23 protein-coding genes are annotated in these 24,803 nt (G+C 64.0%); 12 read left to right on the top strand and 11 right to left on the bottom strand.

The features are described from left to right. Positions 1-197: 197 nt before the first annotated feature. Positions 198-1,403, bottom strand: a complete 1,206-nt coding sequence (gene carA / locus ACD578_RS14645; protein WP_404286079.1) for a glutamine-hydrolyzing carbamoyl-phosphate synthase small subunit — start codon at positions 1,401-1,403, stop codon at positions 198-200. Between the two features lie 141 nt (positions 1,404-1,544). On the opposite strand from carA, the gene ACD578_RS14640 reads away from it, so the two are divergent. The 3 genes from ACD578_RS14640 (at position 1,545) to ACD578_RS14630 (ending at position 3,729) form a co-directional block, all read left to right on the top strand. Continuing rightward, positions 1,545-2,003, top strand: a complete 459-nt coding sequence (locus tag ACD578_RS14640; RefSeq protein WP_404286077.1) for a GatB/YqeY domain-containing protein — start codon at positions 1,545-1,547, stop codon at positions 2,001-2,003. Between the two features lie 599 nt (positions 2,004-2,602). Further along, complete coding sequence (locus tag ACD578_RS14635; protein ID WP_404286075.1) at positions 2,603-3,226, top strand: LysE family translocator; 624 nt, start codon at positions 2,603-2,605, stop codon at positions 3,224-3,226. Positions 3,227-3,300: 74 nt separating this feature from the next. Then, positions 3,301-3,729, top strand: a complete 429-nt coding sequence (locus ACD578_RS14630; RefSeq protein WP_404286073.1) for a low affinity iron permease family protein — start codon at positions 3,301-3,303, stop codon at positions 3,727-3,729. A 72-nt stretch (positions 3,730-3,801) separates the two neighbouring features. Here the strand turns inward: ACD578_RS14630 and ACD578_RS14625 are convergent, their stop codons facing one another. Both ACD578_RS14625 and ACD578_RS14620 read right to left on the bottom strand, forming a co-directional pair. Further along, a complete protein-coding gene (locus tag ACD578_RS14625) occupies positions 3,802-4,206 on the bottom strand; it encodes a VOC family protein (protein WP_404286071.1) in 405 nt (134 codons plus the stop codon). A 117-nt stretch (positions 4,207-4,323) separates the two neighbouring features. Next, a complete protein-coding gene (locus ACD578_RS14620) occupies positions 4,324-4,665 on the bottom strand; it encodes a hypothetical protein (protein ID WP_404286069.1) in 342 nt (113 codons plus the stop codon). A 246-nt stretch (positions 4,666-4,911) separates the two neighbouring features. Between ACD578_RS14620 and dnaG the strand changes: the two genes are divergently transcribed. From dnaG to ACD578_RS14600, 4 genes are all read left to right on the top strand, one after another. After that, positions 4,912-6,804: a DNA primase gene (dnaG, locus tag ACD578_RS14615; RefSeq protein WP_404286067.1), complete on the top strand. Its 1,893-nt coding sequence runs from the start codon at positions 4,912-4,914 to the stop codon at positions 6,802-6,804. A 194-nt stretch (positions 6,805-6,998) separates the two neighbouring features. Beyond that, positions 6,999-8,999, top strand: a complete 2,001-nt coding sequence (rpoD, locus tag ACD578_RS14610) for an RNA polymerase sigma factor RpoD (protein WP_404286065.1) — start codon at positions 6,999-7,001, stop codon at positions 8,997-8,999. 63 nt (positions 9,000-9,062) lie between these two features. Next, the gene (locus ACD578_RS14605) at positions 9,063-9,464 is read left to right on the top strand and encodes a CidA/LrgA family protein (RefSeq protein WP_404286063.1); all 402 of its coding nucleotides are present in this window, start codon (positions 9,063-9,065) and stop codon (positions 9,462-9,464) included. Beyond that, a complete protein-coding gene (locus ACD578_RS14600; protein ID WP_404286061.1) occupies positions 9,457-10,179 on the top strand; it encodes an LrgB family protein in 723 nt (240 codons plus the stop codon). Before ACD578_RS14605 ends, ACD578_RS14600 begins: the two co-directional genes overlap by 8 nt. Here the strand turns inward: ACD578_RS14600 and ACD578_RS14595 are convergent, their stop codons facing one another. Further along, entirely contained in the window at positions 10,180-11,298 is a 1,119-nt protein-coding gene (locus tag ACD578_RS14595; RefSeq protein ID WP_404286059.1) for a serine hydrolase domain-containing protein, read from the bottom strand. It abuts the gene before it with no gap. Positions 11,299-11,480: 182 nt separating this feature from the next. On the opposite strand from ACD578_RS14595, the gene ACD578_RS14590 reads away from it, so the two are divergent. Then, positions 11,481-12,755 (top strand): dicarboxylate/amino acid:cation symporter, encoded by a 1,275-nt coding sequence (locus tag ACD578_RS14590; RefSeq protein ID WP_404286057.1) that lies wholly within the window; start codon positions 11,481-11,483, stop codon positions 12,753-12,755. A gap of 99 nt (positions 12,756-12,854) precedes the next feature. After that, positions 12,855-13,823, top strand: a complete 969-nt coding sequence (locus ACD578_RS14585; protein WP_404286055.1) for a cation diffusion facilitator family transporter — start codon at positions 12,855-12,857, stop codon at positions 13,821-13,823. 39 nt (positions 13,824-13,862) lie between these two features. Here the strand turns inward: ACD578_RS14585 and ACD578_RS14580 are convergent, their stop codons facing one another. Further along, positions 13,863-15,077, bottom strand: coding sequence for a CAP domain-containing protein (locus ACD578_RS14580; protein ID WP_404286053.1), 1,215 nt, complete (start codon positions 15,075-15,077; stop codon positions 13,863-13,865). Between the two features lie 286 nt (positions 15,078-15,363). Between ACD578_RS14580 and ACD578_RS14575 the strand changes: the two genes are divergently transcribed. Then, the gene (locus tag ACD578_RS14575; RefSeq protein ID WP_404286051.1) at positions 15,364-16,584 is read left to right on the top strand and encodes an MFS transporter; all 1,221 of its coding nucleotides are present in this window, start codon (positions 15,364-15,366) and stop codon (positions 16,582-16,584) included. Between the two features lie 19 nt (positions 16,585-16,603). Here the strand turns inward: ACD578_RS14575 and ACD578_RS14570 are convergent, their stop codons facing one another. The 4 genes from ACD578_RS14570 to ACD578_RS14555 form a co-directional block, all read right to left on the bottom strand. Beyond that, complete coding sequence (locus tag ACD578_RS14570; RefSeq protein WP_404286049.1) at positions 16,604-17,368, bottom strand: isocitrate lyase/phosphoenolpyruvate mutase family protein; 765 nt, start codon at positions 17,366-17,368, stop codon at positions 16,604-16,606. A 5-nt stretch (positions 17,369-17,373) separates the two neighbouring features. Next, positions 17,374-18,429, bottom strand: coding sequence for a bifunctional transcriptional activator/DNA repair enzyme AdaA (locus tag ACD578_RS14565; protein ID WP_404293867.1), 1,056 nt, complete (start codon positions 18,427-18,429; stop codon positions 17,374-17,376). An 81-nt stretch (positions 18,430-18,510) separates the two neighbouring features. Beyond that, on the bottom strand, positions 18,511-19,839 hold the full coding sequence (locus tag ACD578_RS14560; protein ID WP_404286047.1) for a cytochrome c peroxidase: 1,329 nt from the start codon (positions 19,837-19,839) through the stop codon (positions 18,511-18,513). A 5-nt stretch (positions 19,840-19,844) separates the two neighbouring features. Next, positions 19,845-20,708: a hypothetical protein gene (locus tag ACD578_RS14555; RefSeq protein ID WP_404286045.1), complete on the bottom strand. Its 864-nt coding sequence runs from the start codon at positions 20,706-20,708 to the stop codon at positions 19,845-19,847. Between the two features lie 121 nt (positions 20,709-20,829). Between ACD578_RS14555 and ACD578_RS14550 the strand changes: the two genes are divergently transcribed. After that, positions 20,830-21,489 (top strand): Fe2+-dependent dioxygenase, encoded by a 660-nt coding sequence (locus ACD578_RS14550; protein ID WP_404286043.1) that lies wholly within the window; start codon positions 20,830-20,832, stop codon positions 21,487-21,489. Positions 21,490-21,733: 244 nt separating this feature from the next. On the opposite strand, the gene ACD578_RS14545 is transcribed toward ACD578_RS14550, so the two are convergent. Continuing rightward, entirely contained in the window at positions 21,734-22,354 is a 621-nt protein-coding gene (locus ACD578_RS14545; RefSeq protein WP_404286041.1) for a TIGR02466 family protein, read from the bottom strand. 177 nt (positions 22,355-22,531) lie between these two features. Here ACD578_RS14545 and ACD578_RS14540 point away from each other — a divergent pair, with 177 nt between their 5' ends. Then, the gene (locus ACD578_RS14540) at positions 22,532-23,707 is read left to right on the top strand and encodes an adenylate/guanylate cyclase domain-containing protein (RefSeq protein WP_162866290.1); all 1,176 of its coding nucleotides are present in this window, start codon (positions 22,532-22,534) and stop codon (positions 23,705-23,707) included. Here ACD578_RS14540 and ACD578_RS14535 read toward each other — a convergent pair. Further along, positions 23,704-24,681 carry a glutathione S-transferase family protein gene (locus ACD578_RS14535; RefSeq protein ID WP_404286038.1) on the bottom strand — a complete coding sequence of 326 codons (978 nt, stop codon included), beginning with the start codon at positions 24,679-24,681 and terminating at the stop codon, positions 23,704-23,706. The two genes, ACD578_RS14540 and ACD578_RS14535, sit on opposite strands and share 4 nt — an antisense overlap. Between the last annotated feature and the right edge of the window lie 122 nt (positions 24,682-24,803).

The following is a 24,803-nucleotide window of genomic DNA, read 5'->3' as shown; positions in this document are numbered from 1 at the left end:
GTTAATGATCGGTTACCGTGATTTGGGCGGCTGGCGCAACCGACGCGTTTGTCGCGGCGCCAGCGCATCGTGCGGAAAAGTGGTCCCGGTTTTCTGCGAAGAACGATGCGCTCTTCAAAGTGCGAGCATCGGAATCGATCCCAAAAGTGGTGTCCACTTTTGGGTCCGATGCTCCAGCCTTCACATGATCGTTAGGCTCAAGCCTTCTTCTGATCCATCAGCTGCACGAAGCGGTCGAACAGATAATGGCTGTCCTGCGGGCCGGGCGAAGCTTCCGGGTGGTACTGCACCGAGAAGGCCGGGCGGTCGGTGAGCGAGATGCCGCAATTGGAGCCGTCGAACAGGGACACGTGGGTCTCCAGGGCGTTCTTCGGCAGCGTCTCCGGATCCACCGCGAAGCCGTGGTTCATGGAGGTGATCTCGACCTTGCCGGTGGTCTTGTCCTTCACCGGATGGTTCGCCCCGTGGTGGCCCTGGTGCATCTTCTTGGTCTTGGCGCCGACGGCCAGGCTCAGCATCTGGTGGCCGAGGCAGATGCCGAAGGTCGGGATCTTCTCGTCGAGCACCTTCCGGATCACCGGCACCGCATATTCGCCCGTCGCCGCCGGATCGCCGGGGCCGTTGGACAGGAACACGCCGTCGGGCTTCAGAGCCAGCACGTCCTCGGCCGAGGCGGTCGCGGGCACCACCGTGACCTTGCAGCCGGCGCGGACGAGCAGGCGCAGGATGTTGCGCTTCACGCCGTAATCGATCGCGACCACGTGATGCCTCGGGGCGCTGTCCTGGTGGCCGTAGCCTTCGCCGAGCGTCCAGGTGGTCTCGTCCCAGTCGAAGCGCTGGGCGCTGGTCACGAGGGGGACGAGGTCCAGGCCGTCCATGGACGGGAGGGCGGCAGCCTTGGCCTTGAGAGCCTCGATGTCGAATTGCCCCTCCGGGTCGTGGGCGATGACCGCGTTCGGCATGCCCTTGTCGCGGATGAGCGCGGTCAGCGCCCGGGTATCGATGCCCGAGAGCCCGACGATGCTGCGGGCCTTCAGCCAGGCATCGAGGTCGCGGGAGGCGCGCCAGTTGGACGGCTCGGTGATGGTTGCCGCGAGCACGGTGCCGCGCACGCCGGAGGACGAGGCGGCGTTGACGCTCTCGGTGTCTTCCTCGTTGGTGCCCACATTGCCGATATGCGGGAATGTGAAGGTGATGATCTGGCCGGCATAGGACGGGTCGGTCAGGATCTCCTGGTAGCCCGTCATCGCGGTGTTGAAGCAGACCTCGCCGGTCGCTTCGCCCACGGCGCCGATGCCGAAGCCTTCGAGAACCGTTCCGTCCTGGAGCACGAGAACCGCTGTCGCGCGCGGCTCGGCCCAGCCACCCGAGGAGGACCCGGTGGTGTCTTTGTCTTGCAGCATCGTCATGATCTCTTGTAAGTCCGGGGCCAACAGGCCGTGCTTGAGCAGGCCATACCGGGCCGCCCTTGAACTACCCCCGTGACTTAAGGGGCCGTTCGCCTTCCGTCAACGCTCAAGCGACTTAAAACCAAGGAGAACTCCATGCTGCGCGAACGTTTCACCACCGAGATGAAGGAAGCCATGAAGGCCGGCGAGAAGGGCCGCTTGGGCGCCATCCGGTTGATTCAGGCGGCCCTCAAGGACAAGGACATCGAGGCCCGCGGCGCCGGCAAGGAGCCGCTGTCCGACGAGGAGATCCTGGCCCTTCTTCAGAAAATGGTGAAGCAGCGCCAGGAATCGATCACCATGTACGAGCAGGGCGGCCGCGCCGAGCTGGCCCAGCAGGAGAGGGACGAGGTCACGGTCATTTCTTCCTACCTGCCGCAGCAGATGGACGAGGCCGAGACGAAGGCCGCCATCGAGGCGGCCATCGCCGAGACCGGCGCCGCCTCCATGAAGGACATGGGGAAGGTCGTGGGCTCCTTGAGGGCCAAATATGCCGGCCGCATGGACTTCGCCAAGGCAAGCGGTCTCGTGAAGGACCTGCTGCCGAAGGGGTGAGGCCTCATGCACCGCCTGTCATCACCGGCCTCGTGCCGGTGATCCCGATCCGAAAGGCTCTGCGCTCATCCGATCGGGATGGCCGGGACAAGCCCGGCCATGACGGCAGAGGGTGTGACCAAGGTGGGTACGGGACGAAAAAGGGTGTAATCCAGGACAGTGGCATGCCCCACCCTGTCATCCCCGGGCTTGTCCCGGGGATCGCGATCCGAAGAGCGCGGCGCTTTTCAGCATCGGGATGGCCGGCACAAGGCCGGCCATGACGAGAGTAAGGAGGGCATGACGGGGAACGTGTGAGCAGGGACGGTATCGCTCCCGACAGGACGCGAAAGCGGAGCGGAAGGGGCAGCGGGAGTCTGACTTCAGCCCAGCACCGTCATCACCGGCCTTGTGCCGGTGATCTCGATCCGAGAGGCGCGGCGCCTTTCAAATCAGGATGGACGGCACAAGGCCGGCCGTGACGGGAGAGCCATGATGGCGGAGAGCGTGAACGGGATAGGTGTCATTCCAGGCCATCGGTCATTGGAAACGACATTCCGTTCGGGGATTTCTGGCGTGTCGTGCTAAAAGGCGAACCCTGTATTGAGCATCGGTGATCCATGAGCCTCGAACTCTGGCTGATTTATCTGGTGGCCGCGGTCGGCCTTTCGCTGACCCCTGGGCCGAACGGCCTGCTGTCGCTGACGCACGGCGTCTGTTACGGGTTCCGGCCCACGATCTATACGGTGCTGGGCGGTGCGCTCGGGTTCTTCGTCCTCATTGCGGCATCGCTCGCCGGCATGGGAGCGCTGCTCGCCGCCTCGGAGCGGGCCTTCACCATCGCCAAATGGATCGGCGCCGCCTATCTCGTCTATCTCGGCATCCGCATCTGGCGGGCGCCCGCTTCCGTCCTCGATGTGGCGGAGCAGGACAAAGGGTTGCGCCGGGCGAGGCCGCTCTGGATGTTCAACCAGGGCTTCCTCGTGGCGGTGTCGAACCCGAAAGCGCTGATCTTCTTCGCGGCCTTCCTGCCGCAATTCATGGTCCCGGGCGTGTCCTATCCGGTCCAGCTCGCGGTGTTCGGCGGCACCTTCGTGGTGGTAGAGATCGTCTACGAGCTTCTTCTCGCCGTCATGGCGCAGCGCATCGCCCCCTGGCTGACCCGGCACGGCCGATGGTTCAACCGCGCCGCAGGCGTGACCTTCGTCGGCATCGGCGCGGCGCTCACGACGGCAAGCCGCTGACCGGCGCCCGAGCCCGGGATCGAACGGAAAGCCAGCTCGACCGTTGTTCTTCATCGGATCTTGTCGGGCGCGCGATGGACAGGCTTTTCGCCAAGTTCGCGAATGCAACGGCCAGAGTGACAGGAAGCCCGCCGGCCTTCCTGATCTGCGTCGTCGTCGTTCTGGTTTGGGCCGTGTCAGGGCCCTTCTTCGGCTTCTCGGAGAATTGGCAGCTGGTGATCAACACCGGAACGACCATCGTGACCTTCCTGATGGTCTTCCTCATTCAGAACACGCAGAACCGCGACGGCGCCGCCGTTCAAACCAAGCTCGACGAGCTGATCCGGACGTCGAATGCGGACGACGCGTTCATGGGAATCGAGAAGTTGACCGACAAGGAATTGGAAGCTCTCCACGAGCAATGCGAGCAGATGGCAAGGCAAACTCAGGCTGCCCTGGAGAAGACCAAAGCCGAGCGTGCGAAACGGGCGAAAGGCAAAGGCTCGCACCGGCTCAGCGCTTGAGTCCAAGTCTCGCTGTTTAAGATCGCCGGTGAACGGAGTGCGGACCGGACTTGGTCCGTCCAGGTGTCATCCTCACGGCCGCCCGTCCGTGAATTGAACGAGATCCCAAAGATTGCCGTACAGATCCTCGAACACGGCCACGATCCCGTAGGAAGCCTGCTTCGGCTCGCGGATGAAGGTGATCCCGGCTTCAAGCATGGCGGTATGATCGCGCCAGAAGTCATCGGTCCGCAGGAACAGGAAGACGCGGCCGCCGGCCTGATTGCCGATGAACGTTTCCTGATGGGCCGAGGATGCGCGGGCCAACAGCAACGACGTGCTTCCGCTCCCCCGAGGCCGGACGACGACCCAGCGTTTGTCCTGCTCCGGCTGATAGGTGTCCTCGACCAGCTCGAACCGGAGCTTGTCGACGTAAAAACCGATCGCTTCGTCGTAGTCGAGAACGACGATAGCGATATGGGCGATGCTCTGATTCAAGGCGCTCCACCTGCTCTCACTCGCGCAGAATGGGGTGCTCACGTTTCAGGAGGAACAGCAAATTTCACCTTGTCCACTTGAACCGGCGTCTCGCCGTTGCGGCATCCTTGGATCCGCTCACATGTGAGGCGAGCGATCGACGCAATCGTCATCCAGGAGGTCGTGAAAGCTGATCCGGACCCTGGTGACATGTTTCGCCGGTTGGGCCGCAGCCCCTAAGCCCACAAGCGCGTTCATCTCGCCTATGAGGCACCTGGCGCTGTCTGCCGACCTGATCCGCACTTGACGATGCCGCACACGCGCTTCGAAGTCGTTGAGGAGGAACAGGGTCTCGGGGTCGATGTCGATATCGATGTGACCGTAGCGTTTGCCATCCTCTCCGGCTGCCACCTGAATGCCTGCCAGAAGATGCTGGAACTCCGTCGGCCATTCCACAATGGGGTTTTGGGTGAGAGGCATTGGTTAACCCCGGTACTTGGACAATCCTGCGACAAGCATTCCTCCGACGAGAAAGGCTTCTATCCATTCAAGCGAAGGCCACGCTTAGTGGTTCCATGAATGGCCTTCCTTATCATCGCCCGCCCCGAGAAAATGGCCAGCCTGCCGAGCCTGTGGATTACGGGAACAAAAAAAGCGTGGCCGTTGGGTTTTTAACTCTGCCGTAGCCGCTCTAGTTTATGGAGCAGGTTTGGAGAATTCCGCCTCGTGCGCTACCCACCCCAAATCCTCGAAGAGATCCGCGCCCGGCTGCCGACCTCGGCCGTCGTGGGCAAGCGCGTGCGCCTGAAGAAGGCGGGGCGGGAATGGAAGGGGCTGTCGCCCTTCAACGCGGAGAAGACGCCGTCCTTCTACGTGAACGACCAGAAGCAGTTCTACCACTGCTTCTCCTCGGGAAAACATGGGGACATCTTCACCTTTCTTATGGAGACGGAGGGCCTGTCCTTCCCCGAGGCCGTGGAGCGGCTGGCAGGCGAGGCGGGCGTGCCCTTGCCGAAGCTCTCCCGCGAGGACCGGCAGGAGGAGGTCAAGCGCAAGAACCTCCATGACGTCATGGAACTGGCGGCGGAGTTCTTCGAGGCCTCGCTCCAGGGGCGCTCCGGCGGCAAGGCGCAGGATTATCTCGCCGGGCGCCAATTGAGCCGGGAGACGCAGGCTCGGTTCCGCATCGGCTATGCTCCGCCCGAGCGCTATGCGCTGCGCGACCATCTCGCCGGTAAGGGCGTGCCTGTCGAGATGATGGTGGAGGCGGGCCTGGTTCATGCCGGCGAGGAGGGGAAGATCCCCGCCGACCGGTTCCGCGACCGGGTCATGTTCCCGATCTGCGACGTGCGCGGCCGGGTGATCGCCTTCGGCGGCCGGGCCATGAGCGCGGACGTTCCCGCGAAGTATCTCAACTCGCCCGATACCCCGCTCTTCAACAAGGGGCGGCTTCTCTACAACTACCATCTCGCCCGCCAGCCGGCCCATGACCGGGGCACGGTGATCGCCGTGGAAGGCTATGTGGACGTGATTTCCTTGAGCGTCGCGGGCTTCCCCCACGCGGTCGCGCCGCTCGGCACGGCCCTGACGGAGGACCAGCTCACGCTGCTCTGGCGCCTCGCGGAGGAGCCGATCGTCTGCTTCGACGGCGACAAGGCCGGGCAGCGGGCGGCCTACCGGGCGCTCGATGTCGCCCTGCCCAACCTGATGCCGGGCAAGTCCCTGCGCTTTGCCATGCTGCCCGACGGGCAGGACCCGGACGATCTTGCCCGGGCCGGAGGAAGCGCCGCCGTGGAGCGGGTTCTGGCCTCGGCGCGGCCCCTGGTCGACGTGCTCTGGGCCCGGGAGCTCGAGGCCGGACCCTTGGATACCCCCGAGCGCCGGGCGGCCCTGGAGCGGCGTCTGCGCGAATCACTGACACTGATTCGCGACGAAACGCTCAAGAAATACTACCGGGAGGACGTCGAAAGCCGTCTTGCGGCGTTGAATCCCGATTCCCGGGCCAACCGGTTCAACCGTCAGGGCGGGGGCTCGCGACGGGACTTTCAGAAGCCCCAGCCCATGACGCCGAGCTCTCGGTTGAGTGTCTCTCCGCTTCTCGCCCGCTCTCCGCTTTTTGCCGGAGGAGCCGCCGAGAGTCCGCGGGAGGCGATGATCCTGTGCACCTTCCTGATCCATCCGGAACTCGTTCAAAATCACGTCGAAACCCTTGCAGATCTTGAACTTGAGGGCCGGCCCACCCAAATGGTGCGCAGTCTCCTGCTCGATGGAGCGGCGAGCGGCGAACCTGCCGATCTGACGGTCATGAGGGCCCGGCTCGAACGGGCCGGTCTGACGCCGGTGGCAGACCGGCTGACGGCTCTGGTCCATCCCGGCGACCGGTGGATGCTGGATCCGCATGCGGATCCCTTGCGGCTTGAGGACGCATTGAGGCAAGCCATCACCTTGCATCGCCGCGCACGCACGTTACATAGCGAACTTCGGGCTGCCGAGCGCGCGCTTGCCGAAGAGGACAATGAGGCCAATCTCGCCTGGCTGCGGGAGGTCCAGAACCAGCTGTCCTCCGTCGAGGGTGCCGAGGCCGATATGGACAGCGGAGGGCTCCCAGGGGGGCACTGATGTCTCACACGATCGGAGTGCGGCAGGCGAGGCGGCTGCCACGCTCTGGACAGGGGATGGTTAACGGTTAGTCAAGCGACTCACTGTTTATAGTTGGAATGAATTTCAGGTGGCGGAGCCGTGAGGCTTGGCCACCCATTCGCGCATCGCAGGTCCTGTAGGGGGGATGGGCGGGCGCTGGAGTTGAGCAAAGCATGGCGACGAAGACAACCGGCGGCGACGAAGGCGATACGACCACGACCGAGCAGCAGACCGATGGGCCTCTGCTCGACCTGAGCGATGCCGCCGTTAAACGGATGATCAAGCTCGCGAAGAAGCGCGGCTATGTCACTTATGACGAGTTGAACGAGGTTCTGCCTCCCGAGGAGTTCAACTCGGAGCAGATCGAGGACGTTCTCGGCCAGCTCTCGGAGATGGGCATCAACGTCGTCGAATCCGAAGAGACCGACGAAAATGCCCAGCCGGAGGCCGCCGACGAGGAGGAGCCCGATGGCGGCGACCTCGTCGAGGCCAACCAGACCCGCGCCGTCGCGGTGCGCGAGACCACGGCCAAGGAGCCGACCGACCGCACGGACGATCCGGTGCGCATGTACCTGCGCGAGATGGGCTCGGTGGAGCTTCTCTCCCGCGAGGGCGAAATCGCGATCGCCAAGCGCATCGAGGCCGGCCGCGAGGCCATGATCGCAGGCCTCTGCGAAAGCCCGCTGACCTTCCAGGCCATCATCATCTGGCGCGACGAGCTCGTCGAAGGCCGGGTGCTCCTGCGCGACATCATCGACCTCGAGGCCACCTATGCCGGCCCCGACGGCAAGGGCGCGCCCAAGGTCGACGCTCTGGGCGAAGGCGAGGCCGAAGAGGAGACTGCCGAGGGCGAAGAGGGCATGACCCCGCCCGAGGGCGATCTCGACGACGATGACATGGAAAACAACGTGTCGCTCTCGGCCATGGAGGCCGAGCTGAAGCCGCGCGTTCTCGAGACCTTCGATTCCATCGCCGACAACTACAAGAAGCTGCGCCGCCTGCAGGTCGAGCATGTGGAACAGCGCATGCAGAACAAGCAGCTGACGCCGGCCCAGGAGCGCAAGTACAAGGAGCTCAAGGCGGACATCGTCGCGTCGGTGAAGTCGCTGTCGCTGAACAACAACCGCATCGAGGCGCTGGTCGAGCAGCTTTACGACATCAACAAGCGCCTCATCTCCCATGAGGGCCGCCTGATGCGCCTGGCCGAGAGCCACGGCGTCGCCCGCGAGGAGTTCCTCAAGCACTACCAGGGCTGGGAACTCGACCCGAAGTGGGTCCTGCGCGTCTCCAAGCTCGGCGGAAAGGGCTGGAAGGACTTCGTCGCCAGGGCGAAGGACGGCATCCACGACCTGCGCGAGAACATCCACAATCTGGCGAGCGAGACCGGCCTGGAGATCCAGGAGTTCCGCCGTATTGTCATGATGGTGCAGAAGGGCGAGCGCGAGGCCCGTCAGGCGAAGAAGGAAATGATCGAGGCCAACCTGCGCCTCGTGATCTCCATCGCCAAGAAGTACACGAACCGCGGCTTGCAGTTCCTGGACCTGATCCAGGAGGGCAACATCGGCCTCATGAAGGCGGTCGACAAGTTCGAGTACCGCCGCGGCTACAAGTTCTCGACCTATGCCACCTGGTGGATCCGGCAGGCGATCACCCGCTCGATCGCCGACCAGGCCCGCACGATCCGCATTCCGGTGCACATGATCGAGACGATCAACAAGATCGTCCGCACCTCGCGCCAGATGCTGCACGAGATCGGCCGCGAGCCGACCCCGGAGGAGCTGGCCGAGAAGCTCGCCATGCCGCTGGAGAAGGTGCGCAAGGTCCTCAAGATCGCCAAGGAGCCGATCTCCCTCGAGACGCCCATCGGCGACGAGGAGGATTCGCATCTCGGCGACTTCATCGAGGACAAGAACGCGATCCTGCCCATCGATGCGGCGATCCAGTCGAACCTGCGCGAGACGACGACACGCGTCCTCGCCTCGCTCACGCCGCGCGAGGAGCGCGTGCTGCGCATGCGCTTCGGCATCGGCATGAACACCGACCACACCCTCGAGGAGGTCGGCCAGCAGTTCTCGGTGACCCGCGAGCGTATCCGCCAGATCGAGGCGAAGGCCCTGCGCAAGCTGAAGCACCCCTCGCGGAGCCGGAAGCTCAGAAGCTTCCTCGACAACTGATCGAATGCAAAAGAATGCAAAAGGCGGGCTTTGGGGCCCGCCTTTTTCGTTTATGTATCGTCCATGATCGTCAGCCTCACCATCATTCTTCTGTGCCAGCTCCTGGGCGAAGTGGTCGCCCGCGGGCTCGGATGGCCGCTCCCCGGTCCTGTTCTGGGAATGCTTTTCCTGCTCGTGTTCCTGAGCCTGCGGGATCGGATCCGGACGAAGATCCCTGAGTTCGGCAGGGCACTCGACTCGACGGGCAAGGGATTGCTCGCCCATCTGTCGCTGCTGTTCATTCCGGCCAGCGTCGGCGTGGTGCAGCGGCTCGATGTGGTGGCGGAATATGGCGTGGGTCTCGCGGTGGCGCTTGTGGTCTCGACCTTCGTGACCCTGGTCATGACGGTCGTGACCTTCGTGGTGGTGTCGCGCCTCAGCGGCTCCTCGATGGAGGCGGGCGAGGAGGGCAGAGCCCGTGACTGATCAGGCCTTCTCCCTCTGGGTCTATCTTTCGCAGACCCCGCTGCTCTGGCTCGTGGTGACGCTCGGCGCCTATGTGATCGCCGATCGCATCTCGCTCGCCTTCAAGCGGCATCCCCTGTGCAATCCGGTGCTGATCTCCGTGGTGACCGTTGCCCTCGTGCTGTGGGGCACGGGCACGTCCTATCCGGTCTATTTCGAAGGCGCGAAGTTCGTGCACTTCCTGCTCGGTCCCGCGACCGTTGCGCTCGCCATCCCGCTTTACGAGAACCGGCGCATCGTGCTGCGCTCCATCGTGCCGATGGTGGTGGCGCTCGTGGTGGGATCCGTGACGGCCATCGTGTCGGCCGTCGTCGTCGCGCAGCTCTTCGGCATTCCCGATCCCATCCTCATCTCGCTGGCGCCGAAATCCGTCACCGCTCCGGTGGGCATGGGCATCACGGAAACCCTGGGCGGTGATCCGGCGCTCACCGCCATCCTGATCATGCTCACCGGCGTCATCGGCTCGATCATGGTCACGCCGCTGATGAACGCCTTACGCATGAAGGACTGGCGCGCTCGTGGTTTTGCCGTGGGGCTCGCGTCCCATGGTATCGGCACCGCGAGAGCGTTTCAGGTTCATTCGCTCGCCGGCACCTTTGCCGGCATCGCCATGGGGCTCAATGCGCTCGTCACCGCACTGCTTCTGCCGCTTGTCCTGGCGCTTCTGCTGGATTGATCAGGGCATGGGCTTCCGGTCGCCCGCGCCGATGCTGCCGGTCTCGCCATCCGGCTTTGGCAGGAAGGCGGGAACGATGCCATCCGCCACGAGGGCGTGAAGCTGCCCGATGTAATTGTCCTCCCGCGACGGCGCGGTCGGATTGGAGGTCATGACGATGGACAGGCCGAGGCCCGGAATGACATAGAGCATCTGTCCGCCGAAGCCCCAGGCATAGTAGATCGGGTGCCCGCGCATCTCGCGGATGAACCAGCCATAGCCGTAAGCATCGCCCGTGAAGGGCGAGACGGTGCGCGGCGTCCACGATTCCCTGATCCAGTTCTCCGACACGACGCGCTTGCCCTCGATCATGCCGCCCTGACGAACCATCTCGCCGAAGCGCCAGAGAGCACGCGGTGAGAGCGCCATCTCGTTGCCGCCGAGATAGATGCCCTGCGGATCGCGCGTCCAGGGCGCGACATCGATCTCCAGCGGCTTCCCGAGCCAGTCGCGCGCCAGCTCGAGCGTGCTGCGCTTCGAGGCCCGCGTCAGCGCGGCGGAGAGAAGATGCGTGCTGCCGGTCGAATAGAGCATGCGTCCGCCGGGCTCGTCGACGAAGGGGCGCGAGAGGGCGTAGCGGACCCAGTTGTCGCTGCCGATCCAGGCGCCGTAACTGCGGCCCGAGGTTCGCTCCAATCCGGCCTGCATGGACAGCAGATGGCCGATGGTGACCTGCCTGATCCGAGGATCGGCACCGGAGGGAATGCTTGGCGCGAGAACCGACGCAACAGGCTGATCGACGCCCTCCAGAACGCCGCGGTCGATGGCGATGCCGACCAGAACCGACATGATCGTCTTCGACGCGGACTTGATGTTCGTCGGACGGTCGAGCCGCGCGCCTCCGAAGGCCCGCTCGGCCAGAACGCTTCCATTGTGGGACACGATCAGGGAGCGGAGGTTCGGAAGATCCTTGGCACGCTCGACCGTCTCCTCGATCAGCCCGGCATTGGGTGCAGACGCCGGTGGAGGGGAGGCGGGCTGGGCGGATGCGCCGACGGTCCCGGTCAGCATGAGGAGAAGAGCCAGACCGGCCGTAGGGCGAGCGAAGCTTGAGAGGAGACGCATGAAGAGTGCTGACATCGTGTTGCCGTCGGACAAGAACCGAGATGGATGACCGTTCCGGAGGAGCAACACCCTCACACGGCATCGTGAGCGCCGGCCGTCCATGCGGCAGTACGCCCCCTCCCTTGCGTGGGCGACATTTGCGCTTTGTCCATCAATCCCTTATTTGCGGGTAAATTCGTAAATACAAGGCAATCCACATGTTTAAATCGTGGTTTACCCGCCCGCTCTGGCAGCGGGTCGCCGTGGGCTTTGTCCTCGGCATCCTGGCGGGCGTGCTGGCCGGAGAGCAGGCTGCTGTCTGGTTCAAGCCTCTGGGCGACCTCTACCTGAACCTCGTGCGGATGATCGTGATCCCGCTCGTGTTCTTCACCATCACGTCCAGCGTGGCGAAGCTGGCCGAAGCGGGCAACGTGGCAAGCCTGGGCCTGCGCACCCTGTTCTGGTTCATCGCCACCTCGGCCATCGCCGTGCTGGTGGGCATCGCCTTCGGTCATCTCATCGATCCGGGTCTCGGCCTGTCGAACCTGCCGCTCGGCGAGGTGAAGCCGCGCACGATTCCGACGCCGCTCGAAGTGCTGATCGGCATCGTGCCGACGAACCCGATCAAGGCCATGGCGGACACCAACGTGCTGCAGGTGCTCTTCTTCGCTGGCATCGTGGGCGCTGCCCTCGTGTCCCTGGGCGAGAAGACCGCCGGCATCCGCAATCTGGTCGATCAGGGTGCAACCGTGGTCTTCCGCATCACGCGCTGGGTGCTGCAGCTCACGCCCATCGGCACCTTCGGCCTAATCGCCTGGGTCGTCGGGCGCTATGGCCTGGCCTCGCTCCTGCCGCTCGGCAAGTTCATCGCGGCCATGTACCTCGCCTGCCTGTTCCACATCGTCGTGGTCTATGGCGGCCTCCTGAAGCTGCACGGCCTCAAGGTCGGACGCTTCTTCCGCGGCGCCGCGCCGGCGATGCAGATGGCCTTCGCGACCTCATCGAGCCTCGCCACGCTTCCCATGTCCCTGCGCGTTGCCGTCGAGAAGCTCGGCGTGCCGCAGAGCTATGCGAGCTTCGCCGTGCCGCTCGGCGCCAATGTGAAGATGGACGGATGCGGGGCGATCTATCCCGCCATTGCGTCGATCTTCATCGCGCAGTATTTCGGCCTGGATCTCTCGTTGACGCAATATGTGCTCATCGGCCTGACGGCGGTCCTGGGTTCGCTCGGCACCGCCGGCGTGCCCGGCACCTCCATCGTGATGCTCACCCTGACCCTGAGCACCGCGGGCCTGCCGCTCGAAGGCATCGGCTACATCATCGCCATCGACCGCGTCGTCGACATGATGCGCACCATGACCAACGTGACGGGTCAGATCCTTGTGCCGGTGATCGTCGCCAAGGAGGAGCGCATTCTCGATCAGTCCGTCTATGACGGCGCTGTCGAGACGCATACTCCGGCCGGCGAGGCGGTTCTGATTGCAGCCGAGTAAAAGCATCGATCCGGCCGGATTCAGCAAATCCGGCCGGATCGTTTTACGTGAAACTGAAGCCATGCGCCGTCGTTCTGCTCCCATTGGAGCATCGTGCGTATGGCATCCCAGCATTCTCCCAGGAAAGTCGTCTATGCGGCCCTGGCGGGCAATCTGCTGATTGCAGTCACCAAGTTCGCGGCGGCGGCCTGGACGGGAAGCTCCGCCATGCTCAGCGAGGGCGTGCATTCCCTCGTCGATACCGGCAACGAAGTGCTGCTGCTCTACGGCCTGCGCCGTGCCTCTCGACCTCCCGATCCGGCGCATCCCTTTGGATACGGTCGCGAGATCTACTTTTGGACCTTCATCGTCGCGCTGCTCGTCTTTGCTCTCGGGGCGGGCGTGTCCTTCTATGAAGGCATCGTCCACATGCGCGATCCTTCGCCGGTCGAGGATCCAACCGTCAATTATGTGGTGCTGGCGCTTTCCTTCGTCTTCGAGAGCGGATCCTGGTGGGTGGCGATGAAGGAGTTCCGCCGGGCGAAGGGATCGCTTGGCTACTTCCAAGCCGTCAAAGAAAGCAAGGATCCGACGACTTTCACGGTTCTGTTCGAGGACAGTGCGGCGCTCATTGGACTGACCATCGCCTTTATCGGCATTTCCGCAGCCCACTATCTTGAGAAACCCGGACTCGATGGACTTGCCTCAATCGGTATCGGCCTCGTTCTGGCTCTGACCGCGCTGATGCTGGCGCGGGAGACGAAAGGGCTGCTGATCGGCGAGGCGGCGCACCCCGATGTGCAGAGGTCGATCCTCGCCATCGCTCAGGCCGATCCGGCCGTAGAGCGCGCCAACGGTGTCATGACGGTGCACCTCGGTCCGCAGCAGGTGGTTGCCGCATTGAGTGCCGATTTCGCAGACGACCTCACGACGGCTGGCATCGAATCGTGCGTCACGCGTCTGGAGGCACAGGTGAAAGCCCTCCATCCGGAGATCACGACGCTTTTCATCAAGCCGCAGAACACAGGTACTTACCGGCAAAGACGCCAAACCCTCATCGAGGCGTCGACATCGGACAAAAGCCGATGAGGCGGGTCCGAAAGCCCGCCTTTTCGAATCTGTCCTGATTCAGAACAGAAAATCCGATGCGCCGATCAGCGAGAGCTTCACGTTGAGCAGCGTGATCGACTGGCTGTCGGCCTTGATGACCACATCGTCGGCCCTGCCGTCGCTGTCGGCATTGACCTTGCTGATGCTGAGTTCGCTGAAGCTCAGGCCGTTGCCGCGCAGATCGATGTGGTCGCTGGCATTTTTGAAGTCGGTGATCTTGTCCTTGCCCCACTTGCCCGAGAAGCGGAACGTATCCGCACTCGTGCCGCCGGTGAGAATGTCGTTGCCGCTGCTGCCGGACAGGGTGTCCTTCCCGCTGTCGCCATAGAGCCGGTCGTTTCCGGCATTGCCGGTGAGCGTATCGTTCCCGGTGCCGCCATAGAGCTTGTCGTTGCCCCCGTTGCCGTAGAGCTTGTCGTTGCCGCCATTGCCCTCGATCGTGTTGGCCGCGGACGTGCCCTTGAGGGTGTTGTTGCCCGCGGTGCCACTGATCGTGGTGGGCGTGGGTGTGGGCGAAGCGCCTGTGGTCGGGTCGATGAGGTCGAGCTTCACGTTCGAGGAGGCGATCGTCACCTGCTTGGTGACCGGGGCATAACCACCGCCTGAGAAGGTGACCGAATAGGTGCCGGCCGCAAGCGCCAGGCTGTAGCCGCCGGCGCCTTCCGTCGTGGTGCTGTACCGGGCGCCGGTCGAACTCACGGCCGTCACGGTCAATCCACCGAGGCCCTCGCCGATGTCGTAGAAGCGGTCGCCGTCCTTGTCATCCATGCCGACGCCCGTGAGGAACACGTTTCCGCCCGACTTGGCGAAATTCTGCGTGACGAAGGCCCCGTCCCAGGTCTGATACGGTCCGGTGTCGAAGCCGATGCCGATCTCGCGGAAGGTCCCGTTGAGGATGTTGGCCTTGTGGCCCGGGCTGTTCATCAGGTTCGTGTGCAGCAGTTCCACCTCGTCCTGGAGACCCGCAGGAGCGCGGGTGCTGACCCAGGCGATGTTCTCCGCCGATGTCCAGGAGCCCGAGAAGGCGTAGCCAGCTTGGATCATCCGCTGGTGTGGGGAGGAGGAGCCCAATCCCGTATGAGAGAACGTGTCGGTCGCGATCATCCAGTTGCTGTGCGAATCCGCCGACTCGTTCAGAGTGCCGTTGAAGGCAAGCGGCTGAGCGCCCGTCTTTGCCCGTTCACGGTTCACCAGTTCGAGCATGAATTGCTCATAGGCCGTGGCTTGCGACATGAAAAACCCCTTTGTTGCTTATATTTTTTCCCGTGTCCGGGGGAATGATCTGAGGCCTGGGCTTAGGGGCCAAATGGGAAAAAGTTGTGACCCTGGAGATACCCTGTTGCAGCCGGGCTCGATACGGGTCTTTGAACGGGCAGGAGGGGACTTGCCCTACCCGCGCTGTAACCCTGCTCTGCAGCATAGGAGGGAGATCAGGAACCTATTCTGGTCTATAGCGAAAGCTGGAAACGCCTCAAGGCTGGGCTTGGCTGCAAGCTTGGCAGCATCACGAAGAACATCGATGACCAATCAAACGCCTGCCATGCCCATTGCGTCCCGTCCTGTGTCGGCGGAGAGAGTTGCGGTCCCGATCCTGGCCGCCATCAGCGTTTCGCACCTGCTGAACGATCTCATCCAATCGCTGCTGCCGGCGATCTACCCCATCCTCAAGAGCAATTTTCACCTCGACTTCGGCCAGATCGGGCTTCTGACACTGACGTTCCAACTCACGGCCTCGCTGCTGCAGCCCCTGGTCGGCAGCTTCACGGACCGCAGGCCGCAGCCGTTCTCCCTCGTCGCGGGCATGGGCTTCACCCTCATAGGCCTGCTGACGCTGTCGCGGGCCGACTCGTATCCGATCCTGCTCGTAGCTGCAGCGCTTGTCGGCATGGGATCCTCGGTCTTCCACCCGGAATCCTCCCGCGTCGCCCGTCTCGCGTCGGGCGGACGGCACGGCCTGGCGCAATCGGTGTTCCAGGTCGGCGGCAATGCGGGAACGGCCTTGGGCCCGCTGCTCGCGGCCTTCATCGTCGTACCGTTCGGACAGCCGAGTATCGCGTGGTTTTCCGTGGTGGCGCTGCTGGCGATGCTGATCCTGTTCGCCATCGGGCGCTGGTATCAGGCCAAGCTCGCGGATCTGCGAGCCAGGCCCCGCGCGGCCGAGACGGGTTCGCTGGTCTCGAAAAGGCGCGTCGCGATCTCGATCGCGATCCTGATGCTGCTGATCTTCTCGAAGGACTTCTACGTCGCAAGCCTCACCAACTATTTCACCTTCTACCTGATCTCCAAGTTCCAGGTCTCGGTGCAGGAGGCGCAGATCTATCTCTTCGTCTTCCTGGGTTCGCTCGCCGTCGGGACGATTCTGGGCGGCGCCGTCGGCGACAAGATCGGGCGGCGCTACGTGATCTGGGGCTCGATCCTCGGCGTCCTGCCCTTCACGCTCGCGATGCCCTATGCCAACCTGTTCTGGACGGCGGTCCTGAGCGTCACCATCGGCTTGGTTCTGGCCTCGGCGTTCTCGTCCATTCTCGTCTATGCGACCGAGCTCGTTCCGGGACGCGTCGGCACCATCGCGGGCCTTTTCTTCGGCCTGTCCTTCGGCATGGCGGGCCTGGGCGCGGCGCTGCTGGGGCAACTGGCCGACATGACGAGCATCGAGACCGTCTACAAGGTCTGCTCGTTCCTGCCGGCCATCGGGCTTCTCGCTTACTTCCTGCCGAAGATCGAGAAGAAGCGCTTCTGAGAGGATCGAAGGCGGCCCGTCAGATCAGGGCTGCTCGCGCGGCGTCCTCCAGGGCCTTCATCGCCATGCGATACGGGCCCGGTCCATGGCTGATGCGGGCGACGCCGAGCTCCGCGAGCCGCGCAGCCGGGGGCGTCTTCGCGCTCGCCATGATGTTCACCGGCAGTGACGAACCTTCGGCGACGCGGGCGATCAGCGCCTCGTCGGCCAAGCCGGGGACGAACAGTCCATCCGCACCGGCTTCGGCGTAGGCGCGGCCGCGCTCCAAAGCGGACGCGACGAGGCTCCCGTGCTGGTCCGCGGCGGCCACCAGGAACACGTCCGTGCGGGCATTCAGAAAGGCTGGAATCCCGAGCCGGTCGGCCGCTTGCCTGGCGCTCTTGAGCCGCGCCGCCTGATCGGAGATCTCGCGCAAGGGACCGGATTCACGAACACTGTCCTCGATGTTGTAGCCGATGGCTCCCGCCTGGACGGCGCGGGCGATATTGGCGCCGACCCCGTCCGGACTGGCGCCGTAGCCGCTCTCCAGATCGATGGTGACCGGCAGATCGGTTGCGGCCACGATCCGCTCCAGATTGGCGATGGCCAAGTCGAACGGCATGTACTCGCCGTCGTCGAAACCGTGCGCGGCCGCGACCGACCAGCTGCCGGTCGCAAGCGCCTTGGCGCCGCCCGCCGCAACCGCCTTGGCGCTGCCCGCATCCCAGACGTTGAACAGGATGATCGGGCGTCCCGGAACGTGGAGAGCCTTGAACGTCCTGGCCTTCGTGACTTGATCCGTCATGTCGTCTACCCCTTGGAGAATGTTGCTGCGAGGCGGCGTTCGTGTTCCAGCAGCCATTGCTTGCGCCAGATCTTGCCACCGTAGCCGGTCAGCGATCCGTCCGCGCCGATCACGCGATGGCAGGGCACGATGATCGCCACCTGATTGGCGCCGTTCGCCCGCGCGACGGCGCGCGGCGCATCGGGACGATCGATGAAGCGGGCGATCTCGCCGTAGCTGCGCGTGGCACCCGCAGGGATCCGGCGCAGCGCGTCCCAGACCGTGGCCTCGAAAGCCGTGCCTTTCTGAACGACGGGAACATCGAAGGTTATCGAGCGACCGGCAAAATACTGCTCCACCTGATGCGCCAGCGTGTCGAGCATGGGATGCTGCCCGAAGCAGATCGGTCCGACGCGTTTGCGTAAGCGCTCGATCTCGGTCGGAAGCGCCTTGCGTTCCGCGAATTCGAGCAGGTGCACGCCCGCGTCGTCCACGACGGTGAGCATCGCGCCGATGGGCGTGTCGAGCCATTGCGCCGTCAGAACCTGACGCGCTGGCGTGCGGATCGGCGCATCGCCGATGAGCTTGCTGATCGCATCGCGAAAACCGCTGCTGGATTCGTAGCCGGCATCGAGTTGGGCATCCATCACGGAGCCTCCCTGCTGCAATGTGTTCACCGCAAGCCCCAAGCGTTGCGAGCGCGCATATTGCGCGAAGGTGATGCCGTATTCGCGCTGGAAGGCGCGGCGGACGGTGGAGGGATCGTAGCCGAGGGCCTTCACGTCTTCCGCGCTCCATCGCCGGTCGGGCTCGGCCTTGATCCTGTCCCGGAGGGTTTCGAGCGCGCCGCTCGTGGGCCGCCTGATGTCGAGGGGCTTGCAGCGCAGGCAGGGGCGAAAGCCCGCATCCTGGGCCGCGTCCTTGCACGAGAAGAACACCACGTTGTGGCGCTTCGGCTTCCGGGCCGGGCAGGTCAGGCGGCAGAAGATCCCCGTCGTCCTCACGCCCACATAGGCAAACCCCTCGTAGGAAGGATCGCGGGCGATCAGAGCGGTGAAGAGAGTGTCGTCGTCACGGAGCATGGGCATGACCCTGTTTTAGCGCAGCCACCGGGGTCGTGTCGCCGGAAACGAGGCGTGTATTTATCTTTTCCCGAGCCGTCCTCAGCGGGCCTGCGCGACCTCCACGCCCAGACGCATCTCTGGATGGATGCCGCAGATGATGTCGTAGTGACCCGGCTGATCGAACCCGATGGTGACGGTGTCGCCCGGGTTCTGGGCATCGGAATTGAAGCTCTTGCCCTGCCCGTCGAGGCGCACGTTGTGGACGCGCGTATCGTCGTTGAGGATGCGCAGCGCCTCGCCCACCTTCAGGATGATTGCCCCCGGAGTGAAGCGCCGATCCTTCTGGCTGACGCTCGATTTGGGGACCGCCTCCGCATTCGCGCCCCAGGCCATCGTCTTCGCCGGCAGGCTCGCGGGACGGGGAGTATCGTCGCTGGACAGAGTGTTGAGGAACGCGACGAGCTGCGCACGCTCCCTTGCGTTGAGTTCGATGTGCTGCGGCAGGTCGGCCGAGAGGGTGGGGCGCTTCACCACGCGTTCGGCGTAATGGTCGACGACATCGTCAAACGTGGCGAGCGAGCCGTCATGCGTGTAGGGCGCGGACCAGACCCGTTCGCGCAGGCTCGGCGTCTTGAAGGCATGATCCGCCGCCTGCAGGCCCAGGATGGGTCCACGACCCTTGTCATCGCTCGGCAGGCCGATGTCGTGGAAGGCTTCATCGGTGAAGCGCCAGCCCCGATGGCAGGCCACACAGCCTGCTTTTCCGACGAAGAGCGAAAGGCCCGCAAGCTCGTCCGGCTCCAAAGCGCCGTCGTCGCCTTTCACCCATCGGTCGAACCGGGTTTCCGGCGAAACGAGGGTTCGCTGAAAGGTCGCGAGAGCCTTTGCCAGATTGGCTTGTGTCACGCCGGGATCGTCAGGGAAGGCGATGGCGAAGGCTTTGCGCATCTGCGGATCGGCGCCGAGGTCACGCAAGGCCGTGTGCAGATTGCCTGCCATCTCGCGCTCGTTCTCGATCGGCACCATCGCTTGAGCTTCCAGGCTCGATGCCCGGCCGTCCCAGAAGAAGGACAGGCCCCAGGCAAGGTTCCAGAGCGGAGGCGTGCGGCGGTCGAGGGGCTGCCCGTCATGGCCGACATGGCGATCGACGCCGTCGGTGAAGGACAGGTCGGCCTGATGGCAGCTCGAGCATGCCACATCGCCTGAACCCGAAAGACGAGTATCCTCGAAGAGCCTCGCTCCGAGCGCCACTTTTTCCGGAGTGGCCGGATTGCCTGCGGGCGTGGGCGTATGGTCGGGACGCGCGAAGACCTTTCGCCAATGCCCGACATCGAGCGGAGCGGGCTTGTCGGCCGCTCCGCTCACGAGGCTCGCGAGAACAAGGCTCGCAAGCACCCGGCCCGCTTTGGCGAAATCCTTGCGCGGCACGACTGTTAGCGCAGATGCCCGAGCTGCAGTTCGAACTTTGCGATGGCGCTCAGGAAGTTGCCGGAATCCTTCACGGCCTGCTTCGGCGGCGTCACGGCCGGGAAGGTCGCCTTCAGCTCGTCGAGGCTCGCCTGCACGGCCTTGGCCGCATCGGCGTTCTTCGCGGTGGCCGCCGGCATGACCGTTCCGACGAGACGGTCCGCTTCGAACACGAAGCCGCGCGCATCCTGATATTCGACCACGTTGGCGATGCGGCCCTTTTCGACGGCCTCCTCATATTCGTCGGCCGCCTGCTGCAGCACCTCGAGAGCCGTTTCGAGCACGAAATAGGTGCCGTTCTCTTCCTTCGCCTTCACGGCGGTCTCGGCGGCGGCCAGGCGCTCATCGAGGGCCGCGCGGGCGCGGGCGTAGGCTTCCTTGTTCTTGGCCTTCACGGTCTGCGAGAGCGACTTCAGAGCCACCTGGAAGGGCGCGATGTTGAAGGACTTCAGCTGATCGCGGATGCTGGCATAGATCTCTTCCTCCGGATGCAGGAAGTGGGGCAGGGCATCCGCCCAGCGGCCGGCCTCGATCAGCTCTGCGCCGACAAGGAGATGGCCTCGAATCATCTCGATGCCGCGGTAGAGATGCAGGGACGGCTGCAGCTGCGCGCCGCCGCCGCCTTCCCCTTCGCCCCCTTCGCCCTCGCCGCCGGCCGTGGCGGCAGGCGCCGCGTGGCCCTGGTGCTGGGCGAGGTGGAGCAGGGTCTGGTCCGCCTTGGTCTCGATACCAGCCTGGGGCTGAACATGCAGAACCGTCGCCTGCGCAACGGCGGGCGCGGCAACCAGCACAGCGGAGCTCAGGCCCGCCCAGATCTTCCGTTTCTTCATGACTTCCCCCTCGGCACGTCAGCCGCTGCCGCTAGTTTAGAAAAGCTAAAAACTACCTGTCTTTACAATGATTTAGCTACAGAATATGGGGAGTTCTGGCAAGCCCGAAGGTGTTTCACCCATGCTCATCACAATTGCCGACGTCCTGCCCCTGGCCGAACTCGACGAGGTTCGTGCGATGCTGGGATCGATGCGCTTCGAGGACGGTCGTGCAACGGCCGGGTGGAGCGCCAGGCTCGTCAAGGACAACGAGCAGGCCCGCGAAGGCGCCGCTCTCGCCTTGCTTCGGGACAAGGTGTCGAAGGCCATTCTCGGCCATGAGGTCTTCAGCCTCGCCGCGCGTCCCAAGGTGCTGACGCCGCTGACCTTTGCCCGGTACGGCGAGGGCAAGGAATATGGGTCCCACGTGGACAATCCGTTGATGAACGGCATCCGCACGGATGTGTCCTTCACCCTCTTCCTGGCCGATCCGGAGACCTATAACGGCGGCGAACTCGTCATCGAGTCGGTGTCCGGCGAGGAGGAGGTGAAGCTGCCGGCCGGGCACCTCGTCGCCTATGATTCGACGAGCCTGCACCGGGTCGCGCCCGTCACGCGGGGAGAGCGGGTCGTGGCCGTGGGCTGGGCGCAGAGCTATGTCCGCGACAGTGCCCGGCGCGAACTCCTCTTCGATCTCGAGACGGCCAAGCGCAACCTGTTCGCCCAATCCGGCAAGACGCCGGAGTTCGACCTGCTGGCGAAAAGCAGCGCCAATCTCTTCCGGATGTGGGCCGAGGTCTGAGAGGTTCTCGACGTCCCCTTGGAATCCGCATCCCGAAAGGCCGGAATTCCCCTCCGTCGTCATCACCGGCCTTGTGCCGGTGATCCCGATTGCGAAAAGCTCAGCATTCTTCGGGTCGGGATGGCCGGGACACGCCCGGCCATGACGTGGGGGGCTTCAGAAGGCTGATGAGCCCTTGTGTCCTAGTCCCAACCAACCTCTCAGGATGAGCCGTTGGGCTTTGGCTGACCGGGCCTGCCGGGGCCTACTGCCAGGAGTAGTTGAAGCTCACGCTGATGCGCTCGCTTTCGGCCTCGTTGAGAGGCACCTCGTGGCGCAGCCAGCTTTCCCAGAGCAGGACCGTGCCGGGCACCGGCTTCACATAGGCGAATTGCCGGTTCTCCGGCTTGGCCTTGGCCTTGCGCGGCGGGGCGGCCATCATGAAACCGAGACGCGGATCCTCGAGCTTGAGCGCGCTCGCGCCCTCCGGGATCGTGACGTAATAGGTGCCGCTGATCACCGAATGCGGGTGAATATGGGAGGTGTGGATGCCTCCTGGCGGGAGAATGTTGATCCACAGGCTGTCGAGCACGAGCTTGCGGCCCTGGAGATCGAATTCCAGCTCCTTGGCAAAGGCCGCCACGTGCTTGTCGAGTTCCTTCAGGAGCTCGCCGAACACGGGCACCCGCCAGGGCAGGTCGTTCAGGGAGGCGTAGGACGTGTAGCCCGGATAGCCATGCTTGGCGCACCAGCGTTGGCCGGCCTCGTCATCCTCGGCGATGGACAGGCAGGCCGCCTCCAGCTCTGCGTTGCGGCGCTCGGCCTTGGCGCCCGTCATCTCGGCGCGGTAGACTTTGGTGACGAAAAGCGTATCGATGCTTGCCATGGCTTGGCTCTATTCCGGCGACCGGCTTCTGTCAAAGCCATTGCTCTTTCCGGAAAGGCATCCCAGCTTTCATGTCGGAAAGTTTCCTCATGGGTTGAAGGATCCGCGAGGGCAACACACCTTGGCCTTATGATGTCACCCTCCCTCTCTTCGACCGCCTCGGACGATCCGTTGACCATGGCTCGAAGCCTCGATGCCGAAAGCCTCGCGCGGGTCATCGCTTTGCGGGACTGGCTGGTCACGGCTGCAGGCCAGATGGAGGATTCGAACGAGGTCCTGTCGAGCTTTCTCGACCGGTTGATCGAGCTTGGCCTGCCCATCGACCGGGCCGTCTCGGCCATCGAGGCGCTGCATTCGGAATACGCCGGCATCGGACGATTCTGGACCCGGGAGGAGGGGACCGTCGTGCGCTACCTGCCGCACGGGGACCGCCGCGAGACGATCTATCAGACGAGCCCCTTCGCCCATGTCAGCCGAACCGGCGAGTGGCTCATCCTCGATCTCTCGAACACCCCTGACGATCTCTTTCCGATCATTCCGGAGTTGAAGGAAGCGGGCTACCGTCATTACGTCACCGTCCCAATCCGGTTCACCAATGGGGCCGAGAACGCGATCTCGTTCGCGACGAGATCGCCGGAAGGATTCGGCACGCGCGCGCTGACCATCCTGCGCATGGTGATCCCATCCTTTGCCCTCGTGACCGAGCTGCGCGCAACGAGCAACCGGCTCGATCAAGTACTGCGCATCTATGTGGGTGACGAACCTCACAGGGCGATTCTGTCGGGCGCCATTCAGCGCGGACAGGTGACCCGCATCCGTTCGGCCATCCTGTTCGCCGACATGCGCGACTACACGCATATCTCATCCACGCTGAGCCCCGAAAGTGCGGTCGAACTGTTGAACAACTATTTCGACTGCCTCGTGCCGCCCATCGAGGACGAGGGTGGAGAGGTGTTGAAATATCTCGGCGACGGTCTTCTCGCCATCGTGCGCGACAAGGGCGACGACACGGGCGGGGCGGCGCAATCGGCTCTCACCGCCGCCACCAAGGCCCTTCGCCGCATCGAGATCGCCAACAACGAGGGCCGCTTCCCCGTGCCGATCAACGTGGGCTTCGCGCTCCACCACGGTGATGCGGCCTACGGCAATGTGGGCTCCGGCCAGCGCCTGGATTTCACGGTGATCGGCCGGGACGTGAATCTCGCAAGCCGCATCGCGGAGCTGAACAAGAGCCTGGGCGAACCGCTGCTGATGTCGAAACCCTTCGTCGAACATCTCTGGGGCAATCCCTCGCCCCTCGGCGCTCATGATGTTGAAGGTTTCGAGGAGGCCATCGAGGTCTACAAGCCCTAAATCTTATCGCGCCCATGCGGCGCATCGAGATCCAGGATCGGCCCGAGCGGCACGACGCCGGTGGGATTGATGGTCCTGTGGCTCTCGTAGTAATGCCCCTTGATGTGGGCCATGTTCACGGTCTCGGCGATGCCGCCCGTCTGGTAGAGATCGCTCAGATAGCCTGAGAGATTCGGGTAATCCGCAATGCGGCGCAGGTTGCACTTGAAGTGGCCGACATAGACCGGATCGAAGCGCACCAGCGTGGTGAAAAGCCGGATATCGGCCTCGGTCAACCGGTCGCCGCAGAGATAGCGGCGTGAGGATAGACGCTCGTCGAGAAAATCCAGCGCTTCGAAAAGCGGACGAACCGCCTCTTCGTAAGCCTGCTGCGTCGTCGCGAAGCCTGCCTTGTACACCCCGTTGTTGACATTGTCGTAGATGCGCGCGTTCAAGGCGTCGATGTCGGCGTGCAGATCCTCCGGACAGTAATCGCCCGGGTTGGCGCCGATCCCGTCGAACGCGGAATTCATCATGCGGATGATCTCGGCGGATTCGTTGTTCACGATGGTGCCGGTCGCCTTGTCCCAGAGCACGGGAACCGTTACGCGACCCGTATAATCGGGCGCTGCCGCCGTATAGACCTGGTAGAGATAGTGGGCCTGGTTGATGGGATCCGGAACGACGCCCGGCCCCTCCTCGAAGGTCCAGCCATGCTCCAGCATGCGCCAGTGCACGACGGAGATGTCGATCATCCTCTCCAGCCCTTTGAGCTTGCGCATGATCAGCGTGCGATGCGCCCAGGGGCAGGCGAGCGAGACATAGAGATGATAGCGCCCGGGCTCCGCCTTGAACCCGCCTTCTCCCGTCGGGCCGGGGGACCCGTCGGCGGTGACCCAGTTCCGGAAAGCCGATGCCTTGCGGACGAAGCGCCCACCGGTGCTCCTGGTGTCGTACCATTGATCCTGCCAGACGCCGTCGATCAGCAGCCCCATCCCATCCTCCCTGTCCGGTCTCGCCCGGGAGACCCGATTCGACCGTGAGAGCAGACAGATGGTCGAACCCGGCAGGGGTCAAGAGGGGTCCTGGATCTCCGATGCGTCGGGATGCATGCGAC

Origin of the sequence: Microvirga sp. RSM25, from assembly GCF_044784385.1 — a bacterium.
Taxonomy (GTDB): Bacteria; Pseudomonadota; Alphaproteobacteria; order Rhizobiales; family Beijerinckiaceae; genus Microvirga; species Microvirga tunisiensis.
Note: the sequence above shows the minus strand (reverse complement) of the source record. Positions and strands in the feature narration are given on the sequence as shown.

Excerpts from the sequence above, each read along its gene's own strand:
- carA (WP_404286079.1), bottom strand. The coding sequence starts at position 1,403 with ATGCTGCAAGACAAAGACACCACCGGGTCCTCCTCGGGTGGCTGGGCC.
- ACD578_RS14640 (WP_404286077.1), top strand. The coding sequence starts at position 1,545 with ATGCTGCGCGAACGTTTCACCACCGAGATGAAGGAAGCCATGAAGGCC.
- ACD578_RS14635 (WP_404286075.1), top strand. The coding sequence starts at position 2,603 with ATGAGCCTCGAACTCTGGCTGATTTATCTGGTGGCCGCGGTCGGCCTT.
- ACD578_RS14630 (WP_404286073.1), top strand. The coding sequence starts at position 3,301 with ATGGACAGGCTTTTCGCCAAGTTCGCGAATGCAACGGCCAGAGTGACA.
- ACD578_RS14620 (WP_404286069.1), bottom strand. The coding sequence starts at position 4,665 with ATGCCTCTCACCCAAAACCCCATTGTGGAATGGCCGACGGAGTTCCAG.
- rpoD (WP_404286065.1), top strand. The coding sequence starts at position 6,999 with ATGGCGACGAAGACAACCGGCGGCGACGAAGGCGATACGACCACGACC.
- ACD578_RS14605 (WP_404286063.1), top strand. The coding sequence starts at position 9,063 with ATGATCGTCAGCCTCACCATCATTCTTCTGTGCCAGCTCCTGGGCGAA.
- ACD578_RS14595 (WP_404286059.1), bottom strand. The coding sequence starts at position 11,298 with ATGTCAGCACTCTTCATGCGTCTCCTCTCAAGCTTCGCTCGCCCTACG.
- ACD578_RS14590 (WP_404286057.1), top strand. The coding sequence starts at position 11,481 with ATGTTTAAATCGTGGTTTACCCGCCCGCTCTGGCAGCGGGTCGCCGTG.
- ACD578_RS14585 (WP_404286055.1), top strand. The coding sequence starts at position 12,855 with ATGGCATCCCAGCATTCTCCCAGGAAAGTCGTCTATGCGGCCCTGGCG.
- ACD578_RS14580 (WP_404286053.1), bottom strand. The coding sequence starts at position 15,077 with ATGTCGCAAGCCACGGCCTATGAGCAATTCATGCTCGAACTGGTGAAC.
- ACD578_RS14575 (WP_404286051.1), top strand. The coding sequence starts at position 15,364 with ATGACCAATCAAACGCCTGCCATGCCCATTGCGTCCCGTCCTGTGTCG.
- ACD578_RS14570 (WP_404286049.1), bottom strand. The coding sequence starts at position 17,368 with ATGACGGATCAAGTCACGAAGGCCAGGACGTTCAAGGCTCTCCACGTT.
- ACD578_RS14565 (WP_404293867.1), bottom strand. The coding sequence starts at position 18,429 with ATGCTCCGTGACGACGACACTCTCTTCACCGCTCTGATCGCCCGCGAT.
- ACD578_RS14555 (WP_404286045.1), bottom strand. The coding sequence starts at position 20,708 with ATGAAGAAACGGAAGATCTGGGCGGGCCTGAGCTCCGCTGTGCTGGTT.
- ACD578_RS14550 (WP_404286043.1), top strand. The coding sequence starts at position 20,830 with ATGCTCATCACAATTGCCGACGTCCTGCCCCTGGCCGAACTCGACGAG.
- ACD578_RS14545 (WP_404286041.1), bottom strand. The coding sequence starts at position 22,354 with ATGGCAAGCATCGATACGCTTTTCGTCACCAAAGTCTACCGCGCCGAG.
- ACD578_RS14540 (WP_162866290.1), top strand. The coding sequence starts at position 22,532 with ATGGCTCGAAGCCTCGATGCCGAAAGCCTCGCGCGGGTCATCGCTTTG.
- ACD578_RS14535 (WP_404286038.1), bottom strand. The coding sequence starts at position 24,681 with ATGGGGCTGCTGATCGACGGCGTCTGGCAGGATCAATGGTACGACACC.